Annotated in this window: 20 protein-coding genes and 1 pseudogene; 14 read left to right on the top strand and 7 right to left on the bottom strand. The window is 64.3% G+C overall.

The features are described from left to right. From Q0L62_RS11295 to Q0L62_RS11255, 9 genes and pseudogenes are all read left to right on the top strand, one after another. Positions 1 to 320 (top strand): annotated as a pseudogene (locus tag Q0L62_RS11295) (succinate--CoA ligase subunit alpha); the annotation flags it as partial. 34 nt (positions 321 to 354) lie between these two features. Next, positions 355 to 3,168 (top strand): 2-oxoglutarate dehydrogenase E1 component, encoded by a 2,814-nt coding sequence (locus Q0L62_RS11290; RefSeq protein WP_296679820.1) that lies wholly within the window; start codon positions 355 to 357, stop codon positions 3,166 to 3,168. A 9-nt stretch (positions 3,169 to 3,177) separates the two neighbouring features. Further along, positions 3,178 to 4,428 carry a 2-oxoglutarate dehydrogenase complex dihydrolipoyllysine-residue succinyltransferase gene (odhB, locus tag Q0L62_RS11285; protein WP_296679819.1) on the top strand — a complete coding sequence of 417 codons (1,251 nt, stop codon included), beginning with the start codon at positions 3,178 to 3,180 and terminating at the stop codon, positions 4,426 to 4,428. Between the two features lie 45 nt (positions 4,429 to 4,473). Further along, entirely contained in the window at positions 4,474 to 5,865 is a 1,392-nt protein-coding gene (lpdA, locus tag Q0L62_RS11280) for a dihydrolipoyl dehydrogenase (protein WP_296679818.1), read from the top strand. 56 nt (positions 5,866 to 5,921) lie between these two features. Further along, positions 5,922 to 7,403, top strand: a complete 1,482-nt coding sequence (locus Q0L62_RS11275) for a DUF4403 family protein (RefSeq protein WP_296679817.1) — start codon at positions 5,922 to 5,924, stop codon at positions 7,401 to 7,403. 91 nt (positions 7,404 to 7,494) lie between these two features. Next, on the top strand, positions 7,495 to 7,698 hold the full coding sequence (locus Q0L62_RS11270) for a hypothetical protein (RefSeq protein WP_296679816.1): 204 nt from the start codon (positions 7,495 to 7,497) through the stop codon (positions 7,696 to 7,698). 7 nt (positions 7,699 to 7,705) lie between these two features. Further along, on the top strand, positions 7,706 to 8,392 hold the full coding sequence (locus Q0L62_RS11265) for a PepSY domain-containing protein (protein WP_296679815.1): 687 nt from the start codon (positions 7,706 to 7,708) through the stop codon (positions 8,390 to 8,392). Continuing rightward, positions 8,389 to 9,012: a trimeric intracellular cation channel family protein gene (locus Q0L62_RS11260; protein WP_296679814.1), complete on the top strand. Its 624-nt coding sequence runs from the start codon at positions 8,389 to 8,391 to the stop codon at positions 9,010 to 9,012. Before Q0L62_RS11265 ends, Q0L62_RS11260 begins: the two co-directional genes overlap by 4 nt. A gap of 192 nt (positions 9,013 to 9,204) precedes the next feature. After that, a complete protein-coding gene (locus Q0L62_RS11255) occupies positions 9,205 to 9,654 on the top strand; it encodes a DUF4440 domain-containing protein (protein WP_296679813.1) in 450 nt (149 codons plus the stop codon). A 92-nt stretch (positions 9,655 to 9,746) separates the two neighbouring features. Here the strand turns inward: Q0L62_RS11255 and Q0L62_RS11250 are convergent, their stop codons facing one another. From Q0L62_RS11250 to Q0L62_RS11225, 6 genes are read right to left on the bottom strand one after another with little or no spacing between them, the layout of a single operon-like run. Beyond that, complete coding sequence (locus tag Q0L62_RS11250) at positions 9,747 to 10,970, bottom strand: FAD-dependent oxidoreductase (protein ID WP_296679812.1); 1,224 nt, start codon at positions 10,968 to 10,970, stop codon at positions 9,747 to 9,749. A 51-nt stretch (positions 10,971 to 11,021) separates the two neighbouring features. Next, positions 11,022 to 11,810 carry an enoyl-CoA hydratase-related protein gene (locus tag Q0L62_RS11245; protein ID WP_296679810.1) on the bottom strand — a complete coding sequence of 263 codons (789 nt, stop codon included), beginning with the start codon at positions 11,808 to 11,810 and terminating at the stop codon, positions 11,022 to 11,024. 23 nt (positions 11,811 to 11,833) lie between these two features. Further along, positions 11,834 to 13,087: an acetyl-CoA C-acetyltransferase gene (locus Q0L62_RS11240; protein WP_296679808.1), complete on the bottom strand. Its 1,254-nt coding sequence runs from the start codon at positions 13,085 to 13,087 to the stop codon at positions 11,834 to 11,836. 13 nt (positions 13,088 to 13,100) lie between these two features. Further along, entirely contained in the window at positions 13,101 to 14,105 is a 1,005-nt protein-coding gene (locus Q0L62_RS11235; RefSeq protein WP_296679822.1) for a nitronate monooxygenase family protein, read from the bottom strand. A gap of 33 nt (positions 14,106 to 14,138) precedes the next feature. Further along, positions 14,139 to 14,831 (bottom strand): UTRA domain-containing protein, encoded by a 693-nt coding sequence (locus tag Q0L62_RS11230; protein WP_296679806.1) that lies wholly within the window; start codon positions 14,829 to 14,831, stop codon positions 14,139 to 14,141. Continuing rightward, positions 14,828 to 16,186, bottom strand: a complete 1,359-nt coding sequence (locus Q0L62_RS11225; protein ID WP_296679804.1) for a formimidoylglutamate deiminase — start codon at positions 16,184 to 16,186, stop codon at positions 14,828 to 14,830. Before Q0L62_RS11225 ends, Q0L62_RS11230 begins: the two co-directional genes overlap by 4 nt. A gap of 83 nt (positions 16,187 to 16,269) precedes the next feature. Here Q0L62_RS11225 and hutI point away from each other — a divergent pair, with 83 nt between their 5' ends. The 5 genes from hutI to Q0L62_RS11200 all read left to right on the top strand — a co-directional run bounded on the left by hutI (position 16,270) and on the right by Q0L62_RS11200 (position 23,111). Then, on the top strand, positions 16,270 to 17,469 hold the full coding sequence (gene hutI, locus Q0L62_RS11220) for an imidazolonepropionase (protein ID WP_296679802.1): 1,200 nt from the start codon (positions 16,270 to 16,272) through the stop codon (positions 17,467 to 17,469). Continuing rightward, positions 17,466 to 18,995: a histidine ammonia-lyase gene (hutH, locus tag Q0L62_RS11215; protein ID WP_296679800.1), complete on the top strand. Its 1,530-nt coding sequence runs from the start codon at positions 17,466 to 17,468 to the stop codon at positions 18,993 to 18,995. The genes hutI and hutH overlap by 4 nt, the downstream gene beginning before the upstream one ends. Next, on the top strand, positions 18,992 to 19,789 hold the full coding sequence (gene hutG / locus Q0L62_RS11210; RefSeq protein ID WP_296679798.1) for an N-formylglutamate deformylase: 798 nt from the start codon (positions 18,992 to 18,994) through the stop codon (positions 19,787 to 19,789). Before hutH ends, hutG begins: the two co-directional genes overlap by 4 nt. Beyond that, positions 19,786 to 21,453, top strand: a complete 1,668-nt coding sequence (gene hutU, locus Q0L62_RS11205) for a urocanate hydratase (RefSeq protein ID WP_296679796.1) — start codon at positions 19,786 to 19,788, stop codon at positions 21,451 to 21,453. The genes hutG and hutU overlap by 4 nt, the downstream gene beginning before the upstream one ends. A 185-nt stretch (positions 21,454 to 21,638) precedes the next feature. Next, complete coding sequence (locus Q0L62_RS11200; RefSeq protein ID WP_296679794.1) at positions 21,639 to 23,111, top strand: ATP-binding protein; 1,473 nt, start codon at positions 21,639 to 21,641, stop codon at positions 23,109 to 23,111. A gap of 4 nt (positions 23,112 to 23,115) precedes the next feature. Here the strand turns inward: Q0L62_RS11200 and Q0L62_RS11195 are convergent. Beyond that, on the bottom strand, positions 23,116 to 24,330 hold a 1,215-nt coding region (locus tag Q0L62_RS11195; protein ID WP_296679792.1), incomplete at its 5' end, for a TonB-dependent receptor.

Genomic DNA, 24,330 nt, shown 5'->3' with positions numbered 1-24,330 from the left:
TCGACGTGCTCGAACTGTTCCTGGCCGATGACGCGACCAAGTCGATCATCATGATCGGCGAGATTGGCGGCGATGCCGAAGAACAGGCCGCGCAGTTCCTGATCGATGAGGCCAAGAAGGGCCGCAAGAAGCCGATGGCTGGTTTCATCGCCGGGCGCACCGCCCCGCCGGGCCGCCGCATGGGCCACGCCGGCGCAATCGTTTCGGGCGGCAAAGGCGACGCCGAAAGCAAGATCGCGGCGATGGAAGCCGCCGGCATCCGCGTTTCCTCGTCTCCCAGCCTGCTGGGTGAAACGCTGGCCGAAGCGCTCAAGGGCTAACTCCCGCTCCTCCTCCCTCCCCAGGACAGGTACTATGGGCAACGAAACGCACGACTTCCTCCCCGACGATCCCCAGCCGGGGCCAAGCTGGGGCCGGCCCGGCTGGCGCAGCGATGCCGATGATCTGACAGCGGCGCTTGATCCCACGCAGATGCAGGCGGCGGTCAAGGCCGCTGCGGCCAAGGCCGGCGCGCCGACCGATCCCAAGGCGATCGAGCAGGCGGCGGGCGATTCGATCCGCGCGATGATGCTGGTGCGCACTTACCGTGTGCGCGGCCACCTGGCAGCGGACCTTGATCCCCTGGGCCTGTCGCATCAGAATCTGCCGCCTGACCTCAGCCTGGAATACCACGGCTTCACAGGCGCGGCGCTGGACCGCAAAGTCTATCTGGGCGGCACACTGGGCTTGGAATGGGCCACGATGCGCGAACTGGTGGATATCCTGAAGCGCAATTACTGCGGCAAGGTCGGCTTTGAATACATGCACATCGCCGATGTGGACGAGCGCCGCTTCATCCAGGACCGGATCGAAGGCGGCGATAAGGCGATCGACTTTACCCCCGAAGGCAAAAAAGCGATCCTGGAGGCCGTGATCCGCGGCGAACAGTACGAAAAGTTCCTGGGCAAGAAATACGTCGGGACCAAGCGGTTCGGCCTTGATGGCGGGGAATCGATGATCCCGGCGCTGGAAGCGGTCATCAAGTACGGCGGGCAGCGCGGCGTGCGCGAGATCGTCTATGGCATGGCGCATCGCGGGCGGCTGAACATTCTGGCCAACGTACTGGCCAAGCCGTACCGGGTGATCTTTCACGAGTTTTCGGGCGGCACTGCCAATCCCGAAGATGTCGGCGGATCGGGCGACGTCAAGTATCACCTTGGAACCAGCACCGACCGCGAGTTTGACGGCATCAAGGTGCACATGAGCCTGGTCCCCAACCCCAGCCACCTTGAAACGGTCGATCCGATCGTGCTGGGCAAGGCCCGCGCCAACCAGATGTTCCGCGACGATATCGGCAAGGACAAGCACAAGCAGGTCCTGCCCGTGCTGATCCACGGCGACGCGGCCTTTGCCGGCCAGGGCATCGTGTGGGAATGCTTCGGGTTTTCAGGCGTCAAGGGTTACAACACCGGCGGCTGCATCCATTTCATCATCAACAACCAGATCGGGTTCACCACCAGCCCGCAGTTTTCGCGCGGATCACCCTATCCTTCTGACGTCGCCAAGGGGGTCCAGGCCCCGATCCTGCATGTCAACGGCGATGATCCCGAAGCGGTGACCTTTGCCTGCAAGCTGGCGATTGATTACCGCCAGACCTTTGGCCGCGACATCGTGGTCGACATGTGGTGTTATCGCCGCTTCGGCCACAACGAAGGCGACGAGCCGAGCTTCACCCAGCCGCTGATGTATTCCCAGATCCGCCAGCATCCACCAGTCAGCACGCTTTATGCCGGACGCCTGGCCGATCAGGGCGTGATCGACAAGGATTATGCGCCCGAGGCCGAGATGCGCTTTACGCGCACGCTGGAGCAGGAGTTCGACGCATCCAAAGGCTACAAGGCCAACGAGGCTGACTGGTTTGCCGGACGGTGGAGCGGTCTGCACGCCCCGGCCGATCCCGAAACCGCGCGCCGCAACATCCACACCGGCATCGAACAGAAGCTGTTCGACAGTCTGGGCCGCACGCTGACCACGGTCCCCGATAGCGTGAAAATCCACAAGACACTGGCCCGCGTGCTGGATGCCAAGCGCGAGATGTTTGCCGGCGGGGTCGGGTTCGATTGGGCCACGGCAGAAGCGCTGGCGTTTGGCTCGCTGCTGTCCGAAGGTTTCGGGGTGCGCCTGTCGGGCCAGGATTCCGGCCGCGGCACGTTCAGCCAGCGCCACGCGGTATGGGTCGACCAGACCGACGAGCATAAGTACGTGCCGCTGAGCACCGTCCCGCACGGCACATTTGAAGTCCATGACAGCCCGCTGTCGGAATACGGCGTGCTGGGTTTCGAATACGGCTATGCCAGCGCCGATCCCAAATCACTGGTCTTGTGGGAAGCGCAGTTTGGCGATTTCGCCAACGGTGCGCAGATCGTGATCGATCAGTATATTGCCGCATCCGAAGCCAAATGGCTGCGCGCCAACGGTCTCGTCCTGCTGCTCCCCCACGGCTATGAAGGCCAGGGTCCGGAACACAGTTCGGCCCGGCTGGAACGCTTTCTGCAATTGTGCGCGCAGGACAATATCCAGGTGTGCAATATTACCAACCCGGCCAATTATTTCCACGTGCTGCGCCGGCAGATGCACCGCCCGTTCCGCAAGCCGCTGATCATCATGACGCCCAAGTCGCTATTGCGTCACCCACTGGCCAAGAGCGAGGCAAACGAGTTTGTTGGCGAGGCGCATTTCAAGCGCATCCTGTCCGACCGCAGCGGCGCGGCTGATGCGAATACCAGGCGCGTGATCCTGTGTTCGGGCAAAGTCGCCTATGACCTGATGGAGGCACGCGACGCCGCCGAAGTGACCGATACCCAGATCATCCGGCTGGAACAGCTTTACCCCTTCCCGGGCGAGCCGCTGGCGCTGCGGTTCTCCAGAATGCCCAAGCTGGAAGACGTGGTCTGGTGCCAGGAAGAACCGCGCAACAACGGCGCCTGGTTCTTCGTCGAACCGTTTATCGAGGAAGCGCTGATTGCCGCCAAGCGTCAGGTCACCCGCCCGCGCTATGCCGGGCGGGTCGCCAGTGCCTCGCCCGCCACCGGCCTGGCCAAACGCCACGAGGCGGAACAGGGCGCGCTGATCGGCAATGCCCTGGGCCTGTCGGTCCGTTCTGAAATCCGCCGCCGCAAGAAGGCCTGAGGAATAGCCATGTCCACCGAAGTCAAAGTCCCCACCCTGGGCGAATCTGTTGCTGAAGCCACTATCGGCGAATGGCTGAAAAAGCCGGGCGAAGCTGTGGCACTGGATGAACCCATCGCCAGCCTGGAAACCGACAAGGTCGCGGTCGAAGTCGGCGCGCCGGTAGCAGGCGTGATGGGCCAGTATGTGGTCAACGTGGGCGATAACGTCGCGGTTGGCGCCGTGATCGCCACGATCGAGGACGGTGCCCCTTCCGCCGGCGCAGAGCCGGTTGCCGAACGTAAGGAAGACCTGGCGGCGTCTGCTTTGGACAGCACGGCGCCCGCCGCTTCGGCAGGATCTGGCGATGCCGCCGCCGCGCTTTCTCCGGCGGTGCGCCGCGCAGTGCTGGAACACGGGATCGATCCCGCAACGGTCAAGGGATCGGGCAAGGACGGCCGGATCACCAAGGAAGACGTGGTGGCAGCTGCCAGTCAAAAGCAGGAAGCGGCAAAGACTGCCGCACCGGCCCCGGTTGCCGCCGCCCCGGCAGCGGCCGCCGGTGCCCCAGTATCGGGTGATCGCGGCGCGGAACGGGTCAAGATGACCCGCCTGCGCCAGACCATCGCCCGCCGCCTGAAGGATGCGCAGGACACCGCGGCGCTGCTCACCACTTTCAACGATTGCGACATGTCGGCGGTGATGGCCGCACGGGACAGGTTCAAGGAAAGCTTCGAAAAGAAGCACGGTGTCAAGCTGGGCTTCATGTCCTTCTTCGCCAAGGCGGCCTGCCTGGCATTGAAAGACTTTCCCGCGGTCAACGCCCAGATTCAGGGCGATGAAATCGTCTATTTTCCTTATGTGGACCTGTCAGTCGCGGTATCTGCGCCTAATGGCCTGGTCGTGCCGGTGGTGCGCAATGTCGACCAGATGGGCTTTGCCGCAATCGAAAAGGCGATCGGTGATCTGGGCCGCCGCGCCAAGGACGGCACCCTGACCATGGCGGATATGCAAGGCGGCACTTTCACCATTTCCAATGGCGGCGTGTTCGGCGGGCTGATGTCCACCCCGATCATCAATCCCCCGCAATCGGCAGTGCTTGGCCTCCACCGGATCGAAGACCGTCCGGTCGTGCGTGACGGGCAGATCGTGATCCGCCCGATGATGTACCTGGCGCTGTCCTATGACCACCGCCTGATCGACGGGCGCGAGGCCGTAACCGCGCTCAAGACCATCAAGGAAGCGATCGAGGATCCGACCCGGTTGCTGATCGATTTGTGATTTTGACGCGGTCCCCGGGTCAGGCCCGGGACGACGGAGATGGAAATGGCTGAATACGACTACGACGTCCTGATTATCGGTTCTGGCCCGGGCGGCTATGTCGCGGCGATCCGCGCGGCCCAGCTGGGGCTGAAGGTGGCCTGCATCGAAGGGCGCGAGACGCTGGGCGGAACCTGCCTCAACGTCGGTTGCATCCCCTCCAAGGCCATGCTCCACGCATCCGAATATTTCGATGCCGCCGCCAATGGTGCGATGGCCAAGATGGGCGTAATCGTTACCCCCAAGCTGGACCTGCCCGCCATGCACGCCCAGCGGCTTGATGCGGTAAAACAGCTGACTGGCGGGATCGAATTCCTGTTCAAGAAGAACAAGGTCGACTGGATCAAGGGTTATGGCCGGTTCACGGCGGCCGACACGGTCGATGTTGCGGGCAAAAGCTACCGCGCAAAGAACATCGTCATCGCCACCGGATCAAGCGTTACCCCGCTGCCCGGGGTGACGGTCGATCAGAAGGTGGTGGTCGACAGCACCGGCGCGCTTGAACTGGCCAAGGTGCCGAAGAAAATGGTCGTCATCGGCGGCGGCGTGATCGGGCTGGAACTTGGTTCGGTCTGGCGGCGGCTGGGGGCCGATGTGCTTGTGGTCGAATTCCTCGATCAGCTGCTCCCCGGCATGGACATGGACATCCGCAAGGAAGCGGCCAAGATCTTCAAAAAGCAGGGCATGACGCTGAAGCTGGGCACCAAGGTGACAGGCGTTGCGGTAAAAGGCAGCACCGCCACCCTGACACTGGAACCCGCAGCCGGCGGCGCGGCCGAAACGCTGGATGCCGATTGCGTGCTGGTGTCGATCGGACGGCGTCCAAACACCGAAGGTCTGGGACTGGACGCGATCGGGCTTGTCCCCAACGCGCGCGGCCAGATCGAAATTGGCCACGATTTCCGCACCGCAATACCCGGAGTCTGGGCTATCGGCGATGTCGTGCCTGGCCCGATGCTGGCCCACAAGGCCGAGGATGAAGGCATCGCGGTGGCCGAATACATCGCCGGGCAGACCGGCATCGTCAATCACGCGGTAATCCCCGGTGTGGTCTATACCTGGCCGGAAATTGCCGGGGTCGGACTGACAGAAGATCAGGCCAGGGAACAGGGCGAGATCAAGGTCGGCAAGTTCCCGATGCTTGGCAACAGCCGCGCCAAGACCAATCACGAACCCGATGGTTTTGTGAAAGTCATCGCCGATGCCAGGACTGATCGTGTGCTGGGCGTCTGGGCAATTGCCAGCGTCGCCGGGACGATGATCGCAGAGGCCTGCGTGGCGATGGAGTTCGGCGCTACATCCGAGGACATCGCCTATACCTGCCACGCCCACCCGACCCACAGCGAAGCGATGAAGGAAGCGGCGATGGGCGTGATGGGCAAGCCGATCCACATCTAAGGAACGTTACGCCCCGCCCCGCGTTTGCGCATCAACAGGCGCACAGGGGGGCGGGCATGACGGCAATTTCAACTTGGGCGCGGTTTGGTTTGGCCGTGGCTGCACTATCCGGTCTTGCGGCCTGCGACCGTAGCGGCCCCGGCGGCGCCCCGCCCCGCGCTACCGATACAATCATCTCGCCGCCGCAAAGCTCGATCATCGCTGTGCCGATCGAAGCCGATCTCACCACGCTGCGCGCCGCACTGGAACGCGAAATACCCAGACAATTGTGGACCATAGACAAACCCGGGCAGGTTTGCGTCCCGTCCAGGAAGGTCAAGGTTCTGGTGGTCAAGATCAAGACCCCCACGCTCAAATGCCGGTTGGTTGGCCAGGTGACCCGCGGCGCCATTGCGCTGGGCGGGAACGGCAAGGACCTGGTGGTGACGATGCCGATCAGCGCGGTAATCCATGCGCAGGACATTGGCGGAATCCTCAAGCAGGAAACCGCCACCGCCCGCGCGCAGGTGCGCATTGCAGTGCGGATGGACCTGACGCCCGACTGGAACCCGCGCAGCACGGTCGACATCAACTATGCCTGGACCAGAGAGCCAGGTGCCGACTTTCTGGGCCAGAAAATCGACCTGACCGATGCTGCCAACGACAAGCTGGCCGGTGTGGTGGCCAAGCTGGAACGCACTCTGCCCGCCGAAATCAACAAGCTGGGCTTTCGCGAGGAAGTGCAGAAAGCGTGGGGTGAGGCGTTTACCTCGGTCCTCCTCAACCGTGACAATCCCCCGGTGTGGATGCGCATAACACCGCAGGAACTGCAGTACGGCGGCTACAGCGTGGCTGGCTCGAAGCTGGTCCTGCGCCTGGGGATGAAAGCCCAGACCGAGACGTTTGTCGGTGACCGCCCTGCCGATCCGCCCCGCAGCGCACTGCCATCGGTGCGCCCGCTTGCCGCCGATACGGGCAGCCTGCAGTTCTTCATCCCCGTGATTGCTGACTATGCCGAACTGGAACCGGTGATTTCCGAAGCCCTGGTCAAACGGTCTGCCCGGCCGTTTGACGTGCCTGGGTTCGGCCCGGTCAAGGCCACCTTCGGCAAGGTGACGGCCTATGGCACGACCGGCGGCCGCGTGGCGGTGGGCCTTTCGTTCACGGCTTCCGATCCTGCCGGCGGCAAAGCCGAATCCAAAGGCACGGTCTGGCTCACCGGGCTGCCGATCAACCCGCCCAATACGCAAAAGGTAATGTTCACCGACGTCAAGGTGACCGGAACGACCGACAGCACCGGTACCAACTTGCTGCTTAAACTGGCCAACACCACCGCGCTGTCGGGCACCATTGCCGAAGCCCTGGCCCAGAACTTCACCAAGGATTACAACGAACTGCTTGGCAAGATAAGCCGCGCGATTGATGACACGCGCGAAGGCAGCGTGCAGATTCAAGCGCGCATCGACAATGTGCGCACCGGATCGCTGAAAGCGGCAGGCAACGGTCTTTATCTTCCGGTGTGGGGAACAGGAACGGCTGCGATCCGCATCGTGCGATAGCGCTGCTTTCCCCGGAAAATCGCCGTTTCGGTCTTTTCGCCTGCGTTGATCGCACTATGAAGGGCAGCCAAGCCGAACAAAGGAATACCCCGTGGCCGATACCCATACGATCAAACTTTCCAGCGACGAGATCGAGATCATCGTCGACGCCCTTGAAGCCGACATGGAAGGCTATGTCGAAGCGGCCAAGGAAGCCCGCGGCAACAGCCGGCGCGAGGAAGTGGCGACTTTCACCGAAGCGGCGCAGCGGATCCTGGCGGTCAAGACCCGGCTGGAGGAACTGGTCGAGGACTGAACCGGCCATGGCCCGGTCCACCGCCATGCAGCGTCTGGCCCGCTGGCACATCTGGCTGGGCTGGGTCGCAGCGGTCCCCTTGTTGCTGTGGACGATTAGCGGGCTGGTGATGGTGGCGCGGCCGATCGAGACGGTGCGCGGAAATGACTTGCGCATCGCGCAAACCAGGCCCGCCTTCGATCCGTCGCGCATCATCCTGCCCGCCGGCTTCACCAGGCCGGTCCGTTCGTTGACTTACACACTGGAACCTTCCGGCCTCACCGGACGGGCCGAATTGATTGACGGTCAAATCGCCCGCTTCGATGCTGCCGGGATTGCGCTGCGCGATTTCGATGAGCTGGCAGCCCGGCAGCTGGTTGCCCGGCAGATCGTGGGCGGCGACAAGTCCGTTTCGGCAAGGCTTTTTGCCGCCGACCGTGTTCCGCTCGACTTTCGCAAGCCGATCGCCGTCTGGCAGGTCGTTCTGGCGGACGGGACACACGTGTACGTGGGCAAGCAAAGCGGCCAGATCGAAGCAGTACGCACGCGGTTCTGGCGTTTTTACGATTTCATGTGGGGCCTGCACATCATGGACCCGGTGGAACGCGAAGATACCCACCATCCCGTCTTGATCATGGCAGCCATATCCGCGCTGGCATCGTGCGTCCTGGGCACGGTCCTGCTGCTGCGCCGCAGACGGCGGGCATCAGCATGAACCCCGCGCTACCTTCGCTGCCGCCCGTGCTGGATCTGGCTGGCACGGCGATCTTCGCGCTCAGCGGCGCGCTGCTGGCGGCGCGACTGAGGCAGACTTTTGTCACGATGACCTTCTTCGCGCTGATTACAGGGGTTGGCGGCGGCACGGTGCGCGATCTGCTGATCGGGGCGCCGGCGTTCTGGGTACGCGATCCTTATGTCGCGGCGGTGTGCCTGGGCGTGGCTGGGATTGCGTGGTTTACCCCGCGCGGGTGGTGGGAAGGCCAGCTGCTGGAATGGGCGGATGCGGCGGGGCTTGCGGTCTATGCAGTGCTTGGCACCGCCAAGGCGCTGGCATTTGGCGTCGCGCCGATCCCGGCCATGATGATGGGCGTCATCACCGGCTGCGTCGGCGGGGTTATCCGCGATGTGCTGGCCAACCGCCCGTCGATCATCATGCGGCCTGAAATCTACGTCACCGCCGCCGCGCTGACATCGGCGCTCGTGGTCGCGGGAAGCCTTGCCGGACTGCCGCGCGCACCGGTCTGGATGCTGGCGGCGCTGGCCGGCTTCATCCTGCGCGGGCTTGCCATTTCGCGCGGGCTGGCCCTTCCCAGCTACAAACGAGATACGGCCTAGGCCCAATGGCCTGGCACAGCGCAACCCATCCTCTAAAGTCACCCGCGCCGGGCCTGATTGCACCGCGGCAACGTTGCCCGTCACAGCGGGCTGCGTTGCCGATTGTGCTGACTTCCGGTATGTTCGGGACAGTCAAAGGGGAGACACCCGATGCTGAAAGCTAACCCACTATTATTAGCAGGTTTGAGCGGCATGCTCTTTTCCTGCGGCCCAAACGCCGGCTCGGACAAGCTGGCCGCAGACAGCGCGCCAGCGCATGAGCAGGCCATAGGCAAAAACAACGAACAGTGGCTGGCTCTGATCCGCAATCACGACGCTGCTGCGGTTTCCAGGATTTACACTGCCGATGGAGCGATGATGGCGCCTGGCGCGCCGATTGCGCAGGGCCAGCCAGCGTTGGAAAAGGCCTGGGGCGGGCTTATGAAGATGCCAGGTTTTGGACTGACCTTCAAAGCCGATCAGATCGTTGTGGCCTCGGGCGGAGACATGGCTCTGGACCGCGGCACTTACGAACTGTCGCTTGACGGTCCGAAGGGAGCGACAAAGGAAATCGGAAAATATGTCGTGGTCTGGCGCAATGTCGATGGCCAGTGGAAAGTCGCAGCCGACATCTTTAACAGCGACGGAACCCCGCCATCTTAGGCCGATAGCCAAGCTGGCAGCCTTTTCGGGGCGGATCTGACGCCTTGGCGTCAGGCTGTCGGCCGGCCAGCAATGCCTGTTGCCCTTTCAAGCTAAACCCGGTCCAGCTCCTTCAGCGGCCTTGTGGCGTCGGCCAGGTCATCTGGTGCGATCACTGCGCCTTCCTCAACCAGTTTGCGCGCCTGGACATAGTCCTTGACCATGTTGACCGCATCGACCGCGATGACCCGCCCTTCCTTGAGGTAGATCACCGAAAAACTGCGGGTGGCAGGATCGCCGCGCACCACTTCGCCGTCGTAACCGGACGACAGGCCGACAGTCTGCAGCTTGAGGTCATACTGGTTTGACCAGAACCACGGCGTCGCCTTGTAGGCATCGCTGCCGCCAAGCAGCGCCTTGACCGCGGTTGCCGCCTGGTCGTTGGCGTTCTGCACGCTTTCCAGCCGCACCACCGCACCATCGGCAAAATCATTGGCGTGGGCCGCGCAATCGCCGATCGCATAGATGTGCGGCAAGCTGGTACGGCACAGTTCATCAACGTCTACCCCGTTGCCGCCCGCAGCCCCGGCGCTCAGCAGTGGTCCGACGGCGGGCACTATTCCGATGCCCACGATCACCAGTTGGCAGGCAATTTCACTGCCGTCTGCCAGCCTTACGCCGCTGACCCGGCCATCGCCCAGGATCGCGTCAATCCCGATGTCGGTGCGCAAATCCACGCCGTGGGCGCGGTGCTCAGCCTCGTAGAACGCGGACAGTTGCGGTCCGGCCACACGCGCCAGCACGCGCGGCAAGACTTCCAGCAGGGTTACCGCTTTACCCAGCTTGCGCAGCACGGCAGCCGCCTCCAGCCCGATATAGCCGCCACCGATCACGACCACCCGCTCAACCCCGTCCAGCGCCCCAAGGATCGCATCGGCATCGTCCCGCGTGCGCACGCCGTGGACACCGGCAAGCTCGCCGCCGGGGATCATCAACCGGCGCGGATCGCCGCCGGTCGCCCAGATAACGTCACCGTAGGTGATCGTGCTCCCGTCACTCAGGCTCAACGTCCTGGATTTGGCGTCAATCGCGGTAATCTCGACCGACAGCATCATGTCGATGGCTTTGCCCGCCCAGAACTCGGGCGGGCGAATATAGAGCCGCTCAAACGTCTTTTCGCCCAGCAGGTATTCCTTGGACAACGGTGGCCGCTCGTAAGGCGGTTCGCTTTCCCGCCCGATCATGGCGACGGTTCCGGCAAAACCCTGCTGGCGCAGCTGGATGGCAGCAGCGCCCCCGCCTTGACCCGCTCCGACAATCACGACGTCATAGTGCATTGCGCGTCCATGCCTGTCCGGGCGCCGCGCGGCAAGGGCTTGCCGAACGGCCTAGCGGCCCGAAAAGGCCGCGGGCCGCTTTTCCAGGAACGAGGCGATGCCTTCCTTGAAATCGTCGCTGGCGAACAGCGGCAGCAGTTGCAGATAGACGTGCTGCACGTGGGTATCGAAGGTTTCGTCCATGCCCATGCGCATCATGCGCTTGGCCGCGCGCACCGCCATCGGCGCATTTGCGGCAATTTCCTGCGCCATGGCCAGCGCGGCATCACCCACCTGATCGGTCTGCACCACGGCATTGACCAGCCCTTCGGCCAGGCATTGATCGGCGGTCAGCGTGCGCCCGGTAAAGATGATTTCCGCCGCCTTGGCCCAGCCCAGCATCCGCGGCAGGAACCAGGTTCCGCCGCTTTCGGGCAGGACGCCGCGCTTGACGAAAGCCGCCGCCAGCTTGGCATCATGGGCCATGATCCGGATATCGCAGCCCAGCGCCAGGTCCATGCCGTATCCGGCAGCTGACCCGTTCAGCGCACAGATCACCGGCTTGTCCATCGCGAACAGCACGGTGGGCGGAGTATTGCGCAGATCGAGCGTAGGCGGCGCCTTGCGCTGCCCACCGCCGATACCATCGCCGCTGGTCGCCTCGTTCAGATCAAGCCCGGCGCAGAACGCGCGGCCGGTGCCGGTCAGGATCACGACGCGGACATCGTCATCCTCGTTGGCGCGGACCAGCGTGGCGGTCAGTTCGTCCAGCATTGCGGATGAAATGGTGTTCATCCGTTCAGGCCGGTTGAGCGTGATCGTGGCGATGTGGCCCGCCACTGCGTAGGTCAGCGCGCTCATTCCCGGCCCTCCTGGTTGTGGGATCAGCTTTCGATACGTTCGATGATGATCGCCGGCGCCATGCCGCCCGCTGCGCACATCGTCACCAGACCATAGCGCCCGCCCGAGCGTTCCAGTTCGTCCAGCGCGGTGCCGATCAGGATTGATCCGGTGGCGCCGATCGGGTGGCCCAGCGCCATCGCGCCGCCATTGATGTTGACCTTGTCCCGCGGCAGATCGAGATCGCGGATAAACTTTTCAGCGACCACGGCAAAGGCTTCGTTGATTTCCCAGACGTCGATATCGTCCTTGGTCAGACCGGCCTTTTCCAGCACCTTTTTCGCTGCCGGGACCGGCGCGTTGAGCATCAGCGTGGGATCATCGCCCTGGTTGGCATAAGCCACGATCCGCGCGCGCGGCTTGAGGCCATGTTCCTTGGCATAAGCAGGGGATGTGATCAGGATCGCCGCCGCGCCGTCGACCACGCCCGAACTGTTGCCGGCATGATGGAAATGCTGGATTTCCACGTCCGGATAACGGCGGTTGATCTGCTTGCGGAAAGAGGTCCCGCCGATGTCGAAATCGGCCAGCCCGGTGAATGCCGGCTTCAGGCTGGCAAGCCCTTCGGCCGTGGTTTCGGGGCGGGGAAACTCTTCCCGGTCCAGCGCCACCGAGCCATCGGGGTTCATCACCGGCACGACCGATCTGTCAAAGCGGCCCTCCTTGATCGCCCGGTCGGCGCGCTGCTGGCTGACCAGGGCCAGCGCGTCCAGCGCCTCGCGGCTGATCCCTTCGATCGTCGCGATGGCATCGCCGCACACGCCCTGGTGGCTTTGCGGGTGCAGTTCATCCAGCGCGTCGTGGCCTGATCCCATCAGGCGGGGCGGCAGACCGGCATTGGCCTGTTCGGCCGCATGGGCCGTGGTATAGCTCATCATCTCGGTCCCGCCGGCGATGACGCAGTCTTCCATGCCCGACATGACCGTGGCCGCCGCCAGGTTGACCGACGTGATCCCGCCGCCGCAGAACCGGTCAAGCGTCGTGCCGCTAGCGCTGGTGGCATAGCCGGCCGAAAGCGCTGCCATGCGGCCCAGATCGCCGCCCTGCTTGCCGTTCTGGCTTGAAGTCGACCAGATGATGTCGTCCACTGTCGCGGTGTCGAGGTGGTTGCGCTCCTTGATCGCCTGCAGCACGGTTGCAGCAAGATGCTGCGGGTGAAGGTGCGACAGGGCACCCTTGCCGGGCTTGCCCACCCCGCGCGGGGTGCGGACGGCGTCGATGATATAGGCTTCGGACATCGGGGTTCTCCTCTTATGCCAGCATGCCGTTGAGGCGCTGGCGGATGATGGCTTCGGCATCGGCAACGATGCGGGTCACAAGTTCGTGGCAAGTCGGAATGTCGTGGATCAGGCCCTGGATCATGCCCGCCGACCAGATGCCGTGATTGGTATCGCCGGTCTGCAGGCCTTCACGGCCGCGCACGCCCTTGACCAGGCCGGCGACTTCTTCAAACGGCTTGCCCTCGCGCTCGGCGGCGACCACGGCCTGGCTGATTTCGTTCTTCGCGACGCGGGCGGTGTTGCGGTACGAACGGAAAATCAGATCGGTCGCGCGTTCGTCGCCTTCGACCATGGCGTCCTTGAACGCCTGGTGGATCGGTGCTTCGACTGTCGCAGTAAAGCGGGTGCCCATGTTGATCCCGTCAGCGCCCAGCGCCAGCGCAGCGGCAAGGCCACGCCCGTCGCCAAAGCCGCCGCTGGCCAGCATCGGGATCTTGACCTTGTCGGCCGCTGCCGGGATCAGGATCAGGCCGGGAATGTCATCTTCGCCGGGATGGCCGGCGCATTCGAACCCGTCGATGCTGATCACATCAACGCCGTTGCGTTCCGCCGACAGTGCGTGGCGCACGGCGGTGCATTTGTGCAAAATCAGGATGCCGTGGGGCTTCATCATCTCCCACAGTTCGCGCACCGCGGGGGTGCCTGCCGTTTCGACGATCTTGACGCCCGAATCGATGATTGCCTGGGCATAGGCCTTGTAATCAGGCGCGTTGATCGTCGGGAACACGGTCATGTTCACACCGAACGGCTTGTCGGTCATGCTGCGGCACCGCTCGATCTCGGCGGCAAGTGCCTTTGCATCGGGCTGGGTCAGGCCGGTCAGGATGCCGAGCCCGCCCGCGTTGGAAACCGCGCTGGCCATTTCAGCCACCCCGACCCACTGCATCCCGCCCTGGACAACGGGATGATCGATCCCAAGCATTTCGGTAATGCGGGTCTTGATTGCCATGGTGCCTCTCCGAACCGTGTTTGGCAGAGGTTTTAACCGCTCAATTAAAATTGGCAACGGCTATGACGCGCCGGGACCGAAATGAGCGACCAGTTCATAGCTGTCGCCGCGGAAAACCTGGCGGACATGGGTGATCGGATCGGTCCCGCGCCAGGTCCGGCGCTCAACACACAGGCACGGAGTGCCCGCCTCAACGCCCAGCAACAGTGCCTCGGCGGGCGATGCGCCCAGCGCCGTGATCCGGCTGTCCGCCTCGGTCCACGGAACGTGGTGGAGCAGCCAGGTGCCGGGTGCCTCGGCATTGAGATCGGCCGCAGCGATGTCCGGCACGGCAGCCAGGCTGACCAGCCGGTCCTCTACCGCCATTGCCCGGTCATCGGCAAAATGAACGCCAGAGACGTGCAGCGCAGGGTGCCCGGCCAGGTGCCCTTCGCCGCTTGTCACGGTGTCCCGCTGGTCGAGCCGGTAGCGATAGGCCTGCCCCCGCGCCGCTACCAGCGCGGCCAGATCGGGCACTTCCAGCACCATCGAGTGAACCCGCGGCCGTGCCACGAAGGTGCCCGCCCGTTTGCGCCGTTCGATCAGCCCGGCAGTAGCAAGGGCAGTCAGCGCCTTGCTAACGGTCATGCGCGAACAGCCAAATTGCGCCATGATCTGCTGCTCGGTTGGCAGGCGCGCACCGGGGGCCAGCGTGCCCGCCAGGATCTGCCGCTCAAAATGTTCGCGGATCGTTTCGCCCAGCGGCGGGGTCATGCGGTCAGCCGCGCGATGGTGGCGGCATATCGCGCCGCGATGGCATCGCGGGCATGATGGCGCCCGGCGCTTACCACCTTGCGGCCCCGCCGCCACACCCCGTCGATCGCCTCGCGTCCGGCAGAAAAGATCGCCGCGTCCAGTCGCAGGGCAGCTGGAATTGCGGCAAAGGCCGGGTGTCCGGCGTCCAGGCTAACGCAGTCTGCCGGATTGCCCACCGCTATTCCGAAAGCACCGCCAAGGGCCTGTGCCCCGCCCTGCCCCGCCTGTTCGAACAGTGCCGCCCCGGTTGATTGTCCGGCGCAAAGCGCGGCGACATTGCGGCGGCGCAGGGTCAGTCGCTGGCCGTATTCCAGCCAGCGCAGTTCCTCGAACAGGTCGATGCGGACATTCGAATCGCTCCCCACGCCCCACTTTCCCGGCGCGGCGAAATAGTCCGGAGCGGGGAACAGCCCGTCGCCCAGATTGGCTTCGGTAACCGGGCACAGTCCCGCGACCGCGCCGCTGGCAGCAAGGGAAGCGGATTCCGCGGCTGTTATGTGGGTCGCATGGACCAGGCACCAGTTCGGCCCGACGGGCGCATGGTCCAGCAGCCATTCGACCGGCCGCTGTCCGCTCCATTCCACGCACTGTTCGACTTCGCGCAGCTGTTCCGCCACATGGACATGCAGCGGCGCCGATCCGGCAAGGTCCGTCAGCGCGCCCAGCTGCGCCGGTGACACCGCGCGCAGGCTGTGCGGGGCAACACCCAGCACCGCGTCAGCCAGACCGGCCAATGCGCCGCTGCATGCCGTATGGAGCATCGCATAGTCATCCACTGAGCTGACAAAGCGTGCCTGCTCGGCCAGCGGAGGCTGCGCGCCAAACCCGGAATGAGCATAGAACACCGGCAGCAGGGTCATCGCCAGCCCGGTGTCCCGCGCCGCTTGCGCCAGCGCATCGGCCATGGCGGCAGGAGCGCAATAGCGAGCGCCATCGGGCGCATTGTGAAGATAGTGAAACTCTCCCACGCGGGTAAAGCCGCCTTCCAGCATCTCGGCATAGGCCATCGCGGCGATTGCCAGCATCGCTTCAGGATCAAGCCGCTCGACAAAGCGGTACATCGCCTGCCGCCATGACCAGAAGCTGTCCTCGCCGCTGCCGCGCACCTCGCCCCGCCCGGCAATCGCCCGCTGAAAGGCATGGCTGTGTACATTCGGCATTCCGGGTATCAGCCAGCCAGCCCGCTCGTCATCCGGTTGCGCCGCAACGCCGTGTTCGACCGCAGTGATCATCCCGTTGACCAGCACCACGCGGGCATTGTCCACCCACCCGTGGGCAAGCAGCGCGGCAGCGGCGTGGATTGCACTGGACATGATCGCGCTCCCTTCGTTTCGATAATGTCTATACATTATTGGCGGACTCTGCAACACTGGGCGTGAGAGGATTCGCAAGCGCCATGACCATCGACCGGATCTGGACCAATGCATGCCTGGCAACCATGACCGGAGATGGCCTGGGCGTGATCGAACCCGGCGCAGTGGCCAGCAGCGGCGGGGTCATCGCCTATGCCGGGCCAGCGGCGGGCCTGCCCCGGGCCGCCAATGCCCAGGTGATCGACTGCGCTGGGCGCTGGATCACTCCCGGTCTGATCGATTGCCACACCCATCTGGTACACGCCGGCAACCGCGCGCACGAGTTTGAGCAGCGGCTGGCCGGTGCCAGCTATGAAGAAATAGCCCGCGCCGGCGGCGGCATCGTCTCGACGATGCAGGCCACCCGCGCGGCGAGCGAGGATGATCTGGTCGCGCAAAGCCTGCCCCGGCTTGACGCCCTGCTGGCCGAAGGGGTCACTACGGTCGAGATCAAGTCGGGCTACGGCCTTGATCCCCAATCCGAACGGGCCATGCTGCGCGCCGCGCGGCGGCTGGGCCGGGAACGCGCCGTCACCGTGCGCACAACCTTTCTTGGTGCACATGCCGTGCCGCCGGAATATGCCGATGATAGCGACCGTTACATAGCCATGCTGTGCAACGACCTGATTCCGCAGATCGCCGCCGAACGGCTGGCCGATGCGGTCGACGGGTTCTGTGAAGGGATCGGCTTTTCGCCTGCGCAGATCGAACGGGTGTTCACCGCCGCTAAGGCTGCGGGAATGCCGGTAAAACTGCACGCCGAACAGCTTTCCAACCTGGGCGGCGCGGCACTGGCGGCGCGGTTCGAGGCCTTGTCGGCCGATCATCTCGAACACCTCGACCCATCCGGGGTGGAAGCGATGGCCAAGGCCGGCACGGTCGCCGTCCTGCTGCCCGGGGCTTTCTATTTTACCCGCGAAACCCGGCTGCCGCCGGTCGGCGCGCTGCGGACCGCCGGTGTACCACTGGCGCTGGCGACCGATTGCAACCCGGGCACTTCACCGCTCACCTCGCTGCTGCTGGCGATGAACATGGGCGCGACCCTGTTCCGCCTTACGGTTGATGAATGCCTGCGCGGCGTGACGGTGCAGGCCGCCCGCGCGCTGGGGCTGGCTGACAGTATCGGCACGCTTGAGGCCGGCAAGCGCTGCGACCTTGCCATCTGGAACGTCGCGCACCCTGCCGAACTGGTTTACCGCATGGGCTTCAACCCGCTCCATGCCCGCGTCTGGAGTGGACAATGAAGCCGATCGTGATGATCCCCGGCGCCGTGAGCCTGGCGCAGTGGCGCGCGGTTTATACCGGCGCGCCGGTATCGCTTGATCCCGCGTCAGCCGACGCCATCGCCGCCAGCGCGGCGACGGTTGCGGCAATCCTGGCCCGGGACGAGGCGGTCTACGGGATCAACACCGGGTTCGGCAAACTGGCCTCGGTCCGCATCGTCGCCGATGATCTGGCCGCCCTGCAGCGCAACATCGTCCTCAGCCATGCCGCCGGGACCGGCGAGCCCAGCCCCGCCGCGGTAGTCCGCCTGATGATGGCGCTCAAGCTGGCGAGCCTGGCCCAGGGCGCATCGGGGGTCCGCCCTGAGACCATCGCGCTGCTTGAAGCGATGCTGACGCACGATATTGTTCCGATCGTCCCCTGCCAGGGTTCGGTTGGCGCGAGCGGCGACCTGGCACCACTGGCCCATATGACCGCGCCGCTGATCGGGGTTGGCGATGTGTGGCTGAAGGGTGAGCGGATGGCGGTGACCGGCGCCTTTGCCCGCACCGGCCTTTCCGCGCTGGAACTGGGCCCCAAAGAGGGCCTGGCCCTGCTCAACGGCACCCAGTTTTCCACTGCCAATGCCCTTGCCGGACTGTTTGGCGCCGAACGCGCGCTGCAATCGGCGCTGGTTACCGGGGCGCTTTCCACCGAGGCGGCCAAAGGCAGCGACACCCCGTTCGATCCGCGCATTCATACGCTGCGCCGTCATGCCGGGCAGATCGAAACCGCCGCTGCCCTGCGCGCGCTGGTGGCCGGATCGGCGATCCGCGCCAGCCACCTGGACGATGACATCCGGGTGCAGGACCCTTATTGCCTGCGCTGCCAGCCTCAGGTGATGGGCGCCTGCCTTGATTTGCTGCGCCAGGCCGCGACCACGCTGGCGGCCGAAGCCAACGGCGTGACCGACAATCCGTTGATCTTCACCGCTACCGGCGAGGCGCTGTCGGGCGGCAATTTCCATGCCGAGCCGGTGGCCTTTGCCGCCGACATGATCGCGCTGGCGCTGTGCGAAATCGGCAGCCTTAGCGAGCGGCGGCTGGCCATGCTGGTCGATCCCGCGCTGTCAGGCCTGCCCGCCTTCCTCACCCCGCGCCCCGGCCTTAATTCCGGTTTCATGATCCCGCAGGTGACCGCCGCCGCTTTGGTCAGCGAGAACAAGCAGCGCGCCTATCCAGCCAGCGTCGATTCGATTCCCACCAGCGCCAACCAGGAAGACCACGTCTCGATGGCTGCCCACGGCGCGCGGCGGCTGGCCGGGATGGCCGCCAATGTAGAAGCGGTAATCGCGCTGGAATGGCTGGCTGCGGCGCAGGGAATCGAATTCCACCGTCCGCTGCACTCCAGCGCCGCATTGGAAGGCGCTCATGCGGTGCTGCGCGGCAGGGTCCCCGCGCTGGATGAAGATCGCCACTTTGCCCCGGATATCGAGGCAGCTTGCGCACTGGTGCGCAGCGGAGCGCTGCTGGACAGCGCGGCGATCGACCTGCCTGGCGTTGCATGACGGGTTGGCTGCACATCCAGCGCGGCGAAGCGCCCTTGGTCGTTGCCTTGCCCCACGGCGGAACCGGGCTGGGCGGGATCGAGGACCGCTTCGTTTCGCCCTGGCTTGCCCGCCGCGATGCCGACTGGCACATTGCCGAGCTATACGCCTTTGCCGCAGATCTGGGCGCGACCACCATTGCCACGCAGGTCAGCCGCAGCGTGATTGACGTCAACCGAGATCCGTCAGGCGCTTCGCTCTATCCAGGCATGGCGACGACTGAGCTGTGCCCGACCACCACTTTCGATGGCGACCGCCTCTATCGCTGCTTTGATCCCGAAGAGGACGAGATTTCCTGGCGCCGCCGGACGTTCTTCGATCCGTACCACGCCGCCGTTACGGCAGAACTTGAACGTCTGAATGCAACACATGGTAAAGTCGTGCTTTACGATGCCCATTCGATCCGCAGCCGCGTGCCCCGCCTGTTCGACGGCGAACTGCCGCAGTTCAACATCGGCACCAATTCGGGCGCTAGCTGCGATCAGCCTCTGGCCCGACAAGTAGCCGGGATCTGCGGATCAGATTGCGTCATCGATGGCCGCTTCAAAGGCGGCTGGACCACGCGGCACTACGGCCACCCTGAACGCGGCATCCACGCCGTGCAAATGGAACTGGCAATGCGCGGCTACATGATTGAGCCCGCCGAAGTGACCCCCGGCACATGGCCCACCCCGCTGCTTGCCCAGCCCGAAATCCTCCCGATCCTCCACGCGGTTCTGACCGCCTGCATCGCCTTCGCGAAAGGAAGCGCATGACCCGCCTTGACAATGCCCGCGTGATCCGCCCCGCCACGGGAACCGAGCGCACCGCGAAATCCTGGCTGACGGAAGCGCCTCTGCGGATGCTGATGAACAACCTTCATCCCGATGTCGCCGAACGGCCAGAGGAGCTGGTGGTCTATGGCGGGATCGGGCGCGCCGCGCGCGACTGGGAAAGCTACGATGCAATTGTCGCTGCGCTGCGCCGCCTGGAAGATGATGAAACGCTGCTGATCCAGTCGGGCAAGCCGGTCGGCATATTTCGCACCCACGCCGATGCGCCGCGCGTTCTGATCGCCAATTCCAACCTGGTGCCGCACTGGGCCAACTGGGACCATTTCAACGAACTCGATAAAAAGGGTCTGGCGATGTACGGCCAGATGACCGCAGGTTCGTGGATATACATCGGCACCCAGGGCATCGTGCAGGGCACTTATGAGACGTTTGTCGAGATGGGACGCCAGCATTATGGCGGCGACCTGTCGGGCAAGTGGCTGCTGACCGCGGGGCTTGGCGGCATGGGCGGCGCCCAGCCGCTGGCCGCAGTCATGGCCGGAGCATCCTGCCTGGCAATCGAATGTCAGGCCAGCCGGATCGAGATGCGGCTGCGCACAGGCTATCTCGACAAGGCGGCGAGCTCGATCGACGAGGCGCTGGCGATGATTGCCCAAAGCTGTGCAGCCAAGACGCCGCTATCGGTTGGCTTGCTCGGCAACGCGGCTGAATTGCTGCCTGAACTGTTCAGACGCGGCGTGCGCCCCGACCTGCTGACCGATCAGACCAGTGCACATGATCCCATCAACGGTTATCTGCCGGTCGGCTGGTCAGTCGATGAGTGGCTCAGCCGCCGCGAGAGCGATCCTGCCGCGGTTGCCAAGGCCGCCAAGGCCAGCATGGCCCAACACGTGCGCGCAATGCTCGATTTTCAGGCCGCCGGGGTGCCCACCACCGACTATGGCAACAACATCCGCCAGGTCGCTTTTGACGAGGGCGTGACCAACGCCTTTGCCTTTCCCGGCTTTGTCCCGGCCTATATCCGTCCGCTGTTCTGCCGCGGGATCGGCCCGTTTCGCTGGGCGGCGTTGTCGGGCGATCCCGAAGATATCTACAAGACCGATGCCAAGGTGAAAGAGTTGCTGCCCGATGACGCGCATCTGCATCACTGGCTCGACATGGCGCGCGAGAAGATCCAGTTTCAGGGGCTGCCCGCGCGGATTTGCTGGGTTGGCCTGGGCGATCGCCACCGGCTGGGTCTGGCCTTCAACGAAATGGTCGCCTCGGGCGAGCTTAAGGCCCCGGTGGTAATCGGCCGCGATCACCTCGATTCAGGTTCGGTCGCCAGCCCCAACCGCGAAACCGAAGCGATGCGCGACGGCAGCGACGCGGTCAGCGACTGGCCGCTTTTGAACGCCCTGCTCAACACCGCCAGCGGCGCGACCTGGGTTTCGCTGCACCACGGCGGCGGGGTGGGCATGGGTTTTTCCCAGCATTCCGGCATGGTGATTGTGGCCGATGGCACTGCAGACGCAGCACGGCGACTGGAACGCGTGCTGTGGAACGATCCTGCCACCGGGGTGATGCGCCACGCCGACGCGGGCTACGCGATTGCCCAGACCTGTGCGCGGGAAAAGGGGCTGGACCTGCCCGGGATCCTGGGTTGAAGGTGATCCAGCACCGCCACAGGAACCCCTGGCGGCTGGGCCGCGGCCTGGCGCATAAGCACGATTATTGGCCGCCTGCGGTGTTCCTGCCGTCCCGCTCAAACTGACCGGTACGATGCCAAATCTCTGGAAAACCCGTGCGCACCCCTTGGACCGGGTGCCCCTCGGCCATTAGGCCCGCGCGGGTGAGCGCACCCATTCAAATCGGCACCGATGACAAAGGCACGCCGATCAGCATCGATATCGAGGAACTGCTGGCGACCCGGCTGCTGGTGCAAGGCAACAGCGGCTCGGGCAAATCCCACCTGTTGCGCCGCTTGCTGGAAGAAAGCGCCAGCGTCGTCCAGCAGATCGTGATTGATCCCGAAGGCGATTTTGCGTCGTTGGCAGACGGATTCGGGCACATCGTGGTCGATGGAGCAGCCTATTCGGCAGACGAACTGACCCGTCTGGCGCGCCGGGTGCGCGAGCATCGGGCCTCGGTCATCCTGGTACTCGACAGTCTTGAGATCGAGGCGCAGATGCGCTGTGCCGCGATGTTCATGGCCGCCCTGTTCGATGCCCCGCGCGAACAGTGGTATCCTGCGCTGGTGGTGGTCGATGAAGCGCAGATGTTCGCTCCTGCCGTGGCTGGCGAAGTCAGCGACGAAGCGCGCCGGCTCAGCCTGTCAGCCATGACCAACCTGATGTGCCGCGGGCGCAAGCGCGGGCTTGCCGGGATCGTCGCGACCCAGCGGCTGGCCAAGCTCGCCAAAAACGTCGCGGCCGAGGCGTCCAACTTTTTGATGGGGCGCACCTTCCTGGATATCGACATGGCCCGTGCCGCCGACCTGCTGGGTATGGAGCGCCGCCAGGCCGAACAAATCCGCGATCTGGCGCGGGGTGAGTTTCTGGGACTGGGTCCGGCGATCAGCCGCCGACCAGTGGCGGTACAGATCGGCCCGGTGCTCACGGGCGTCAGAACCGCAGCGCCCAAGCTGGCTCCGCCGCCGGTCGCATCGCCCGATGATCTTCACGCACTGCTGCATTCCGGGCTGCATCTGGCCCAGGATCAGTCCGACCATGCGCCGCCGTCGGTGCCGCCCCAGCTTGCTGCCGACGTTCTGATCGAACAGATGGCAGCAGCGCCGCAAGTGATCGATGATCCGGCTGAGCAGCCCGCCCTGTTCGGCCCGACCCAGGCTGAGACTGATGCCGCGTTCGACCGCATTCTAAGCGATATGGCGGCAGAAGACGGCTGCACTTTTCAGCCGGCCGCCACGCTGTTTCAGGATTTTTCCGTGCGTTGCCGGATGCAGCGCCTCACCGCCGGGCAGATCGACATGGCGCAGTTCCGGCGGCGATTTGCCATGGCCGTGGCGGGGGTAACCGCCCCGCACAGTCCGCCCTGGCGTGACATTCTGCGTGCCGCCGGACCGCTCAGCGATGATCTGCTCGCCCCGTTTCTGGTGATTGCGGCAGCGGCGCAGGCCGGACGGCCCTGCCCCGATGATGATGAACTGGCCCGCGTTTATGGCACCAGCTCACCGGGGCGGGTGCGCCGTTTGCTCGATCATTACGAGCGCAGCGCGCTGATCGTGGTCCGCACCGATTTCAGCGGTCGGCGGTCGGTCACCATCCCCGAACTGGGACTGGCGACCGAGCCGCTGGAAGCATAATGCCTTAGAACTTGGCCGAAGCCTCCACCCCGAACACGCGGCGCGCGCCAGGTGATATGAACGATCCGCCAAACTCGATCGCCGGAATGACTTCGGCCAGATAACGCCGGTCGAGCATGTTGTTGGCAAAGGCCGCGATCGAAAAATTGTCGGTCTGGATCCCGGCGCGCAAGTTCAGCACGCCAAACGCCTCGCGCTGCGATTTGCAATAATTGGCATCGCCGACAAAGCCGGGCAGCGCCAGCGACGAGATCGGAAGCAGTCCTGAAAACAGCGAAGGACGGGTCTGGCACTGGACCGTGCTGAACCACGTCGGCCCGGTGATCCGGTAATCGGCCCGTACCAGCAGCTTCATCGCATCGCTGAGCGGCGCGGTGATTTCAGTGCCAAGGTTGATGGTGTAATCGGCAGTATAAGGCGATTTGTTGCCGACAGTGTAAGGGCGCGCGGCGTTTTTCTTGATTTCGCTATCGGTGACATTGCCCGAGGCGAAGAAACGCCAGCCATCGATTACTTTCAGGCCGACGTTCAGTTCCGCGCCCTTGATATCGACCTGATCGATGTTCGACACCACACGCAGCAACCCGAACCCGCCGACGAAGAATTCGAAAAACTGCATGTCGGTGACGCGGGTGTAGTAACCGGCAAGGTCAAAGGTCAGCCGATCGTCGAACAGGCTGCCTTTCATGCCCACTTCAAACGCGCTCGACTTTTCCTTGCGGTACTGATCGGTGATGTTGACCCCGGCGTTGATCGTACCGGGGGTTACACCATCGTTGAAGTTGGCGTTGATCAGCGCGGACGAACCCTGGTTGTTGAAGCCGCCCGATTTAAAGCCGATGCCCCAATCGGCATAAAGGTTGAACGTGCTGGTCGGGTGCCAGCTTAGCGATACCTTGGGCTCCAACTGGTTGAAGGTCTTGGCCTGGGGCACCAGCGGCCCGAAGGCCTGGCCAGGATTGATGGGCCCGCCGGTGAACGGATCGAAAGCGGTCGGCACCAGCGAACTCGACGTGCGGTGCTCGCTGTCATAGCGCAGCGCCAGCCCGACGCTGACCTGGTCGCTGGGCTTCCAATCGACCGACCCAAACGCCGCATAAACGTTGGTCTTGAAATCATCGGCCAGCAGCAAGGAAGTCGGGTTGGTCGTATTGGGCGCGTTGTAAAGCTGCTTGATCACGCCCTGCCCTTCATCCGCGCCAAGGCTGACGCCCACGGT

The sequence above is a fragment of the Novosphingobium sp. genome, assembly GCF_024642085.1.
Taxonomy (GTDB): domain Bacteria; phylum Pseudomonadota; class Alphaproteobacteria; order Sphingomonadales; family Sphingomonadaceae; genus Novosphingobium.
Note: the sequence above shows the minus strand (reverse complement) of the source record. Positions and strands in the feature narration are given on the sequence as shown.

What these genes read in the sequence shown, in the direction of transcription:
- Q0L62_RS11240 (WP_296679808.1), bottom strand. Translation starts at nt 13,087, where the DNA reads ATGTCCGAAGCCTATATCATCGACGCCGTCCGCACCCCGCGCGGGGTG.
- Q0L62_RS11275 (WP_296679817.1), top strand. Translation starts at nt 5,922, where the DNA reads ATGACGGCAATTTCAACTTGGGCGCGGTTTGGTTTGGCCGTGGCTGCA.
- Q0L62_RS11265 (WP_296679815.1), top strand. Translation starts at nt 7,706, where the DNA reads ATGGCCCGGTCCACCGCCATGCAGCGTCTGGCCCGCTGGCACATCTGG.
- Q0L62_RS11255 (WP_296679813.1), top strand. Translation starts at nt 9,205, where the DNA reads ATGCTCTTTTCCTGCGGCCCAAACGCCGGCTCGGACAAGCTGGCCGCA.
- Q0L62_RS11230 (WP_296679806.1), bottom strand. Translation starts at nt 14,831, where the DNA reads ATGACCCCGCCGCTGGGCGAAACGATCCGCGAACATTTTGAGCGGCAG.
- lpdA (WP_296679818.1), top strand. Translation starts at nt 4,474, where the DNA reads ATGGCTGAATACGACTACGACGTCCTGATTATCGGTTCTGGCCCGGGC.
- hutI (WP_296679802.1), top strand. Translation starts at nt 16,270, where the DNA reads ATGACCATCGACCGGATCTGGACCAATGCATGCCTGGCAACCATGACC.
- hutU (WP_296679796.1), top strand. Translation starts at nt 19,786, where the DNA reads ATGACCCGCCTTGACAATGCCCGCGTGATCCGCCCCGCCACGGGAACC.
- Q0L62_RS11245 (WP_296679810.1), bottom strand. Translation starts at nt 11,810, where the DNA reads ATGAGCGCGCTGACCTACGCAGTGGCGGGCCACATCGCCACGATCACG.
- hutH (WP_296679800.1), top strand. Translation starts at nt 17,466, where the DNA reads ATGAAGCCGATCGTGATGATCCCCGGCGCCGTGAGCCTGGCGCAGTGG.
- Q0L62_RS11225 (WP_296679804.1), bottom strand. Translation starts at nt 16,186, where the DNA reads ATGTCCAGTGCAATCCACGCCGCTGCCGCGCTGCTTGCCCACGGGTGG.
- hutG (WP_296679798.1), top strand. Translation starts at nt 18,992, where the DNA reads ATGACGGGTTGGCTGCACATCCAGCGCGGCGAAGCGCCCTTGGTCGTT.
- Q0L62_RS11290 (WP_296679820.1), top strand. Translation starts at nt 355, where the DNA reads ATGGGCAACGAAACGCACGACTTCCTCCCCGACGATCCCCAGCCGGGG.
- Q0L62_RS11260 (WP_296679814.1), top strand. Translation starts at nt 8,389, where the DNA reads ATGAACCCCGCGCTACCTTCGCTGCCGCCCGTGCTGGATCTGGCTGGC.
- odhB (WP_296679819.1), top strand. Translation starts at nt 3,178, where the DNA reads ATGTCCACCGAAGTCAAAGTCCCCACCCTGGGCGAATCTGTTGCTGAA.
- Q0L62_RS11250 (WP_296679812.1), bottom strand. Translation starts at nt 10,970, where the DNA reads ATGCACTATGACGTCGTGATTGTCGGAGCGGGTCAAGGCGGGGGCGCT.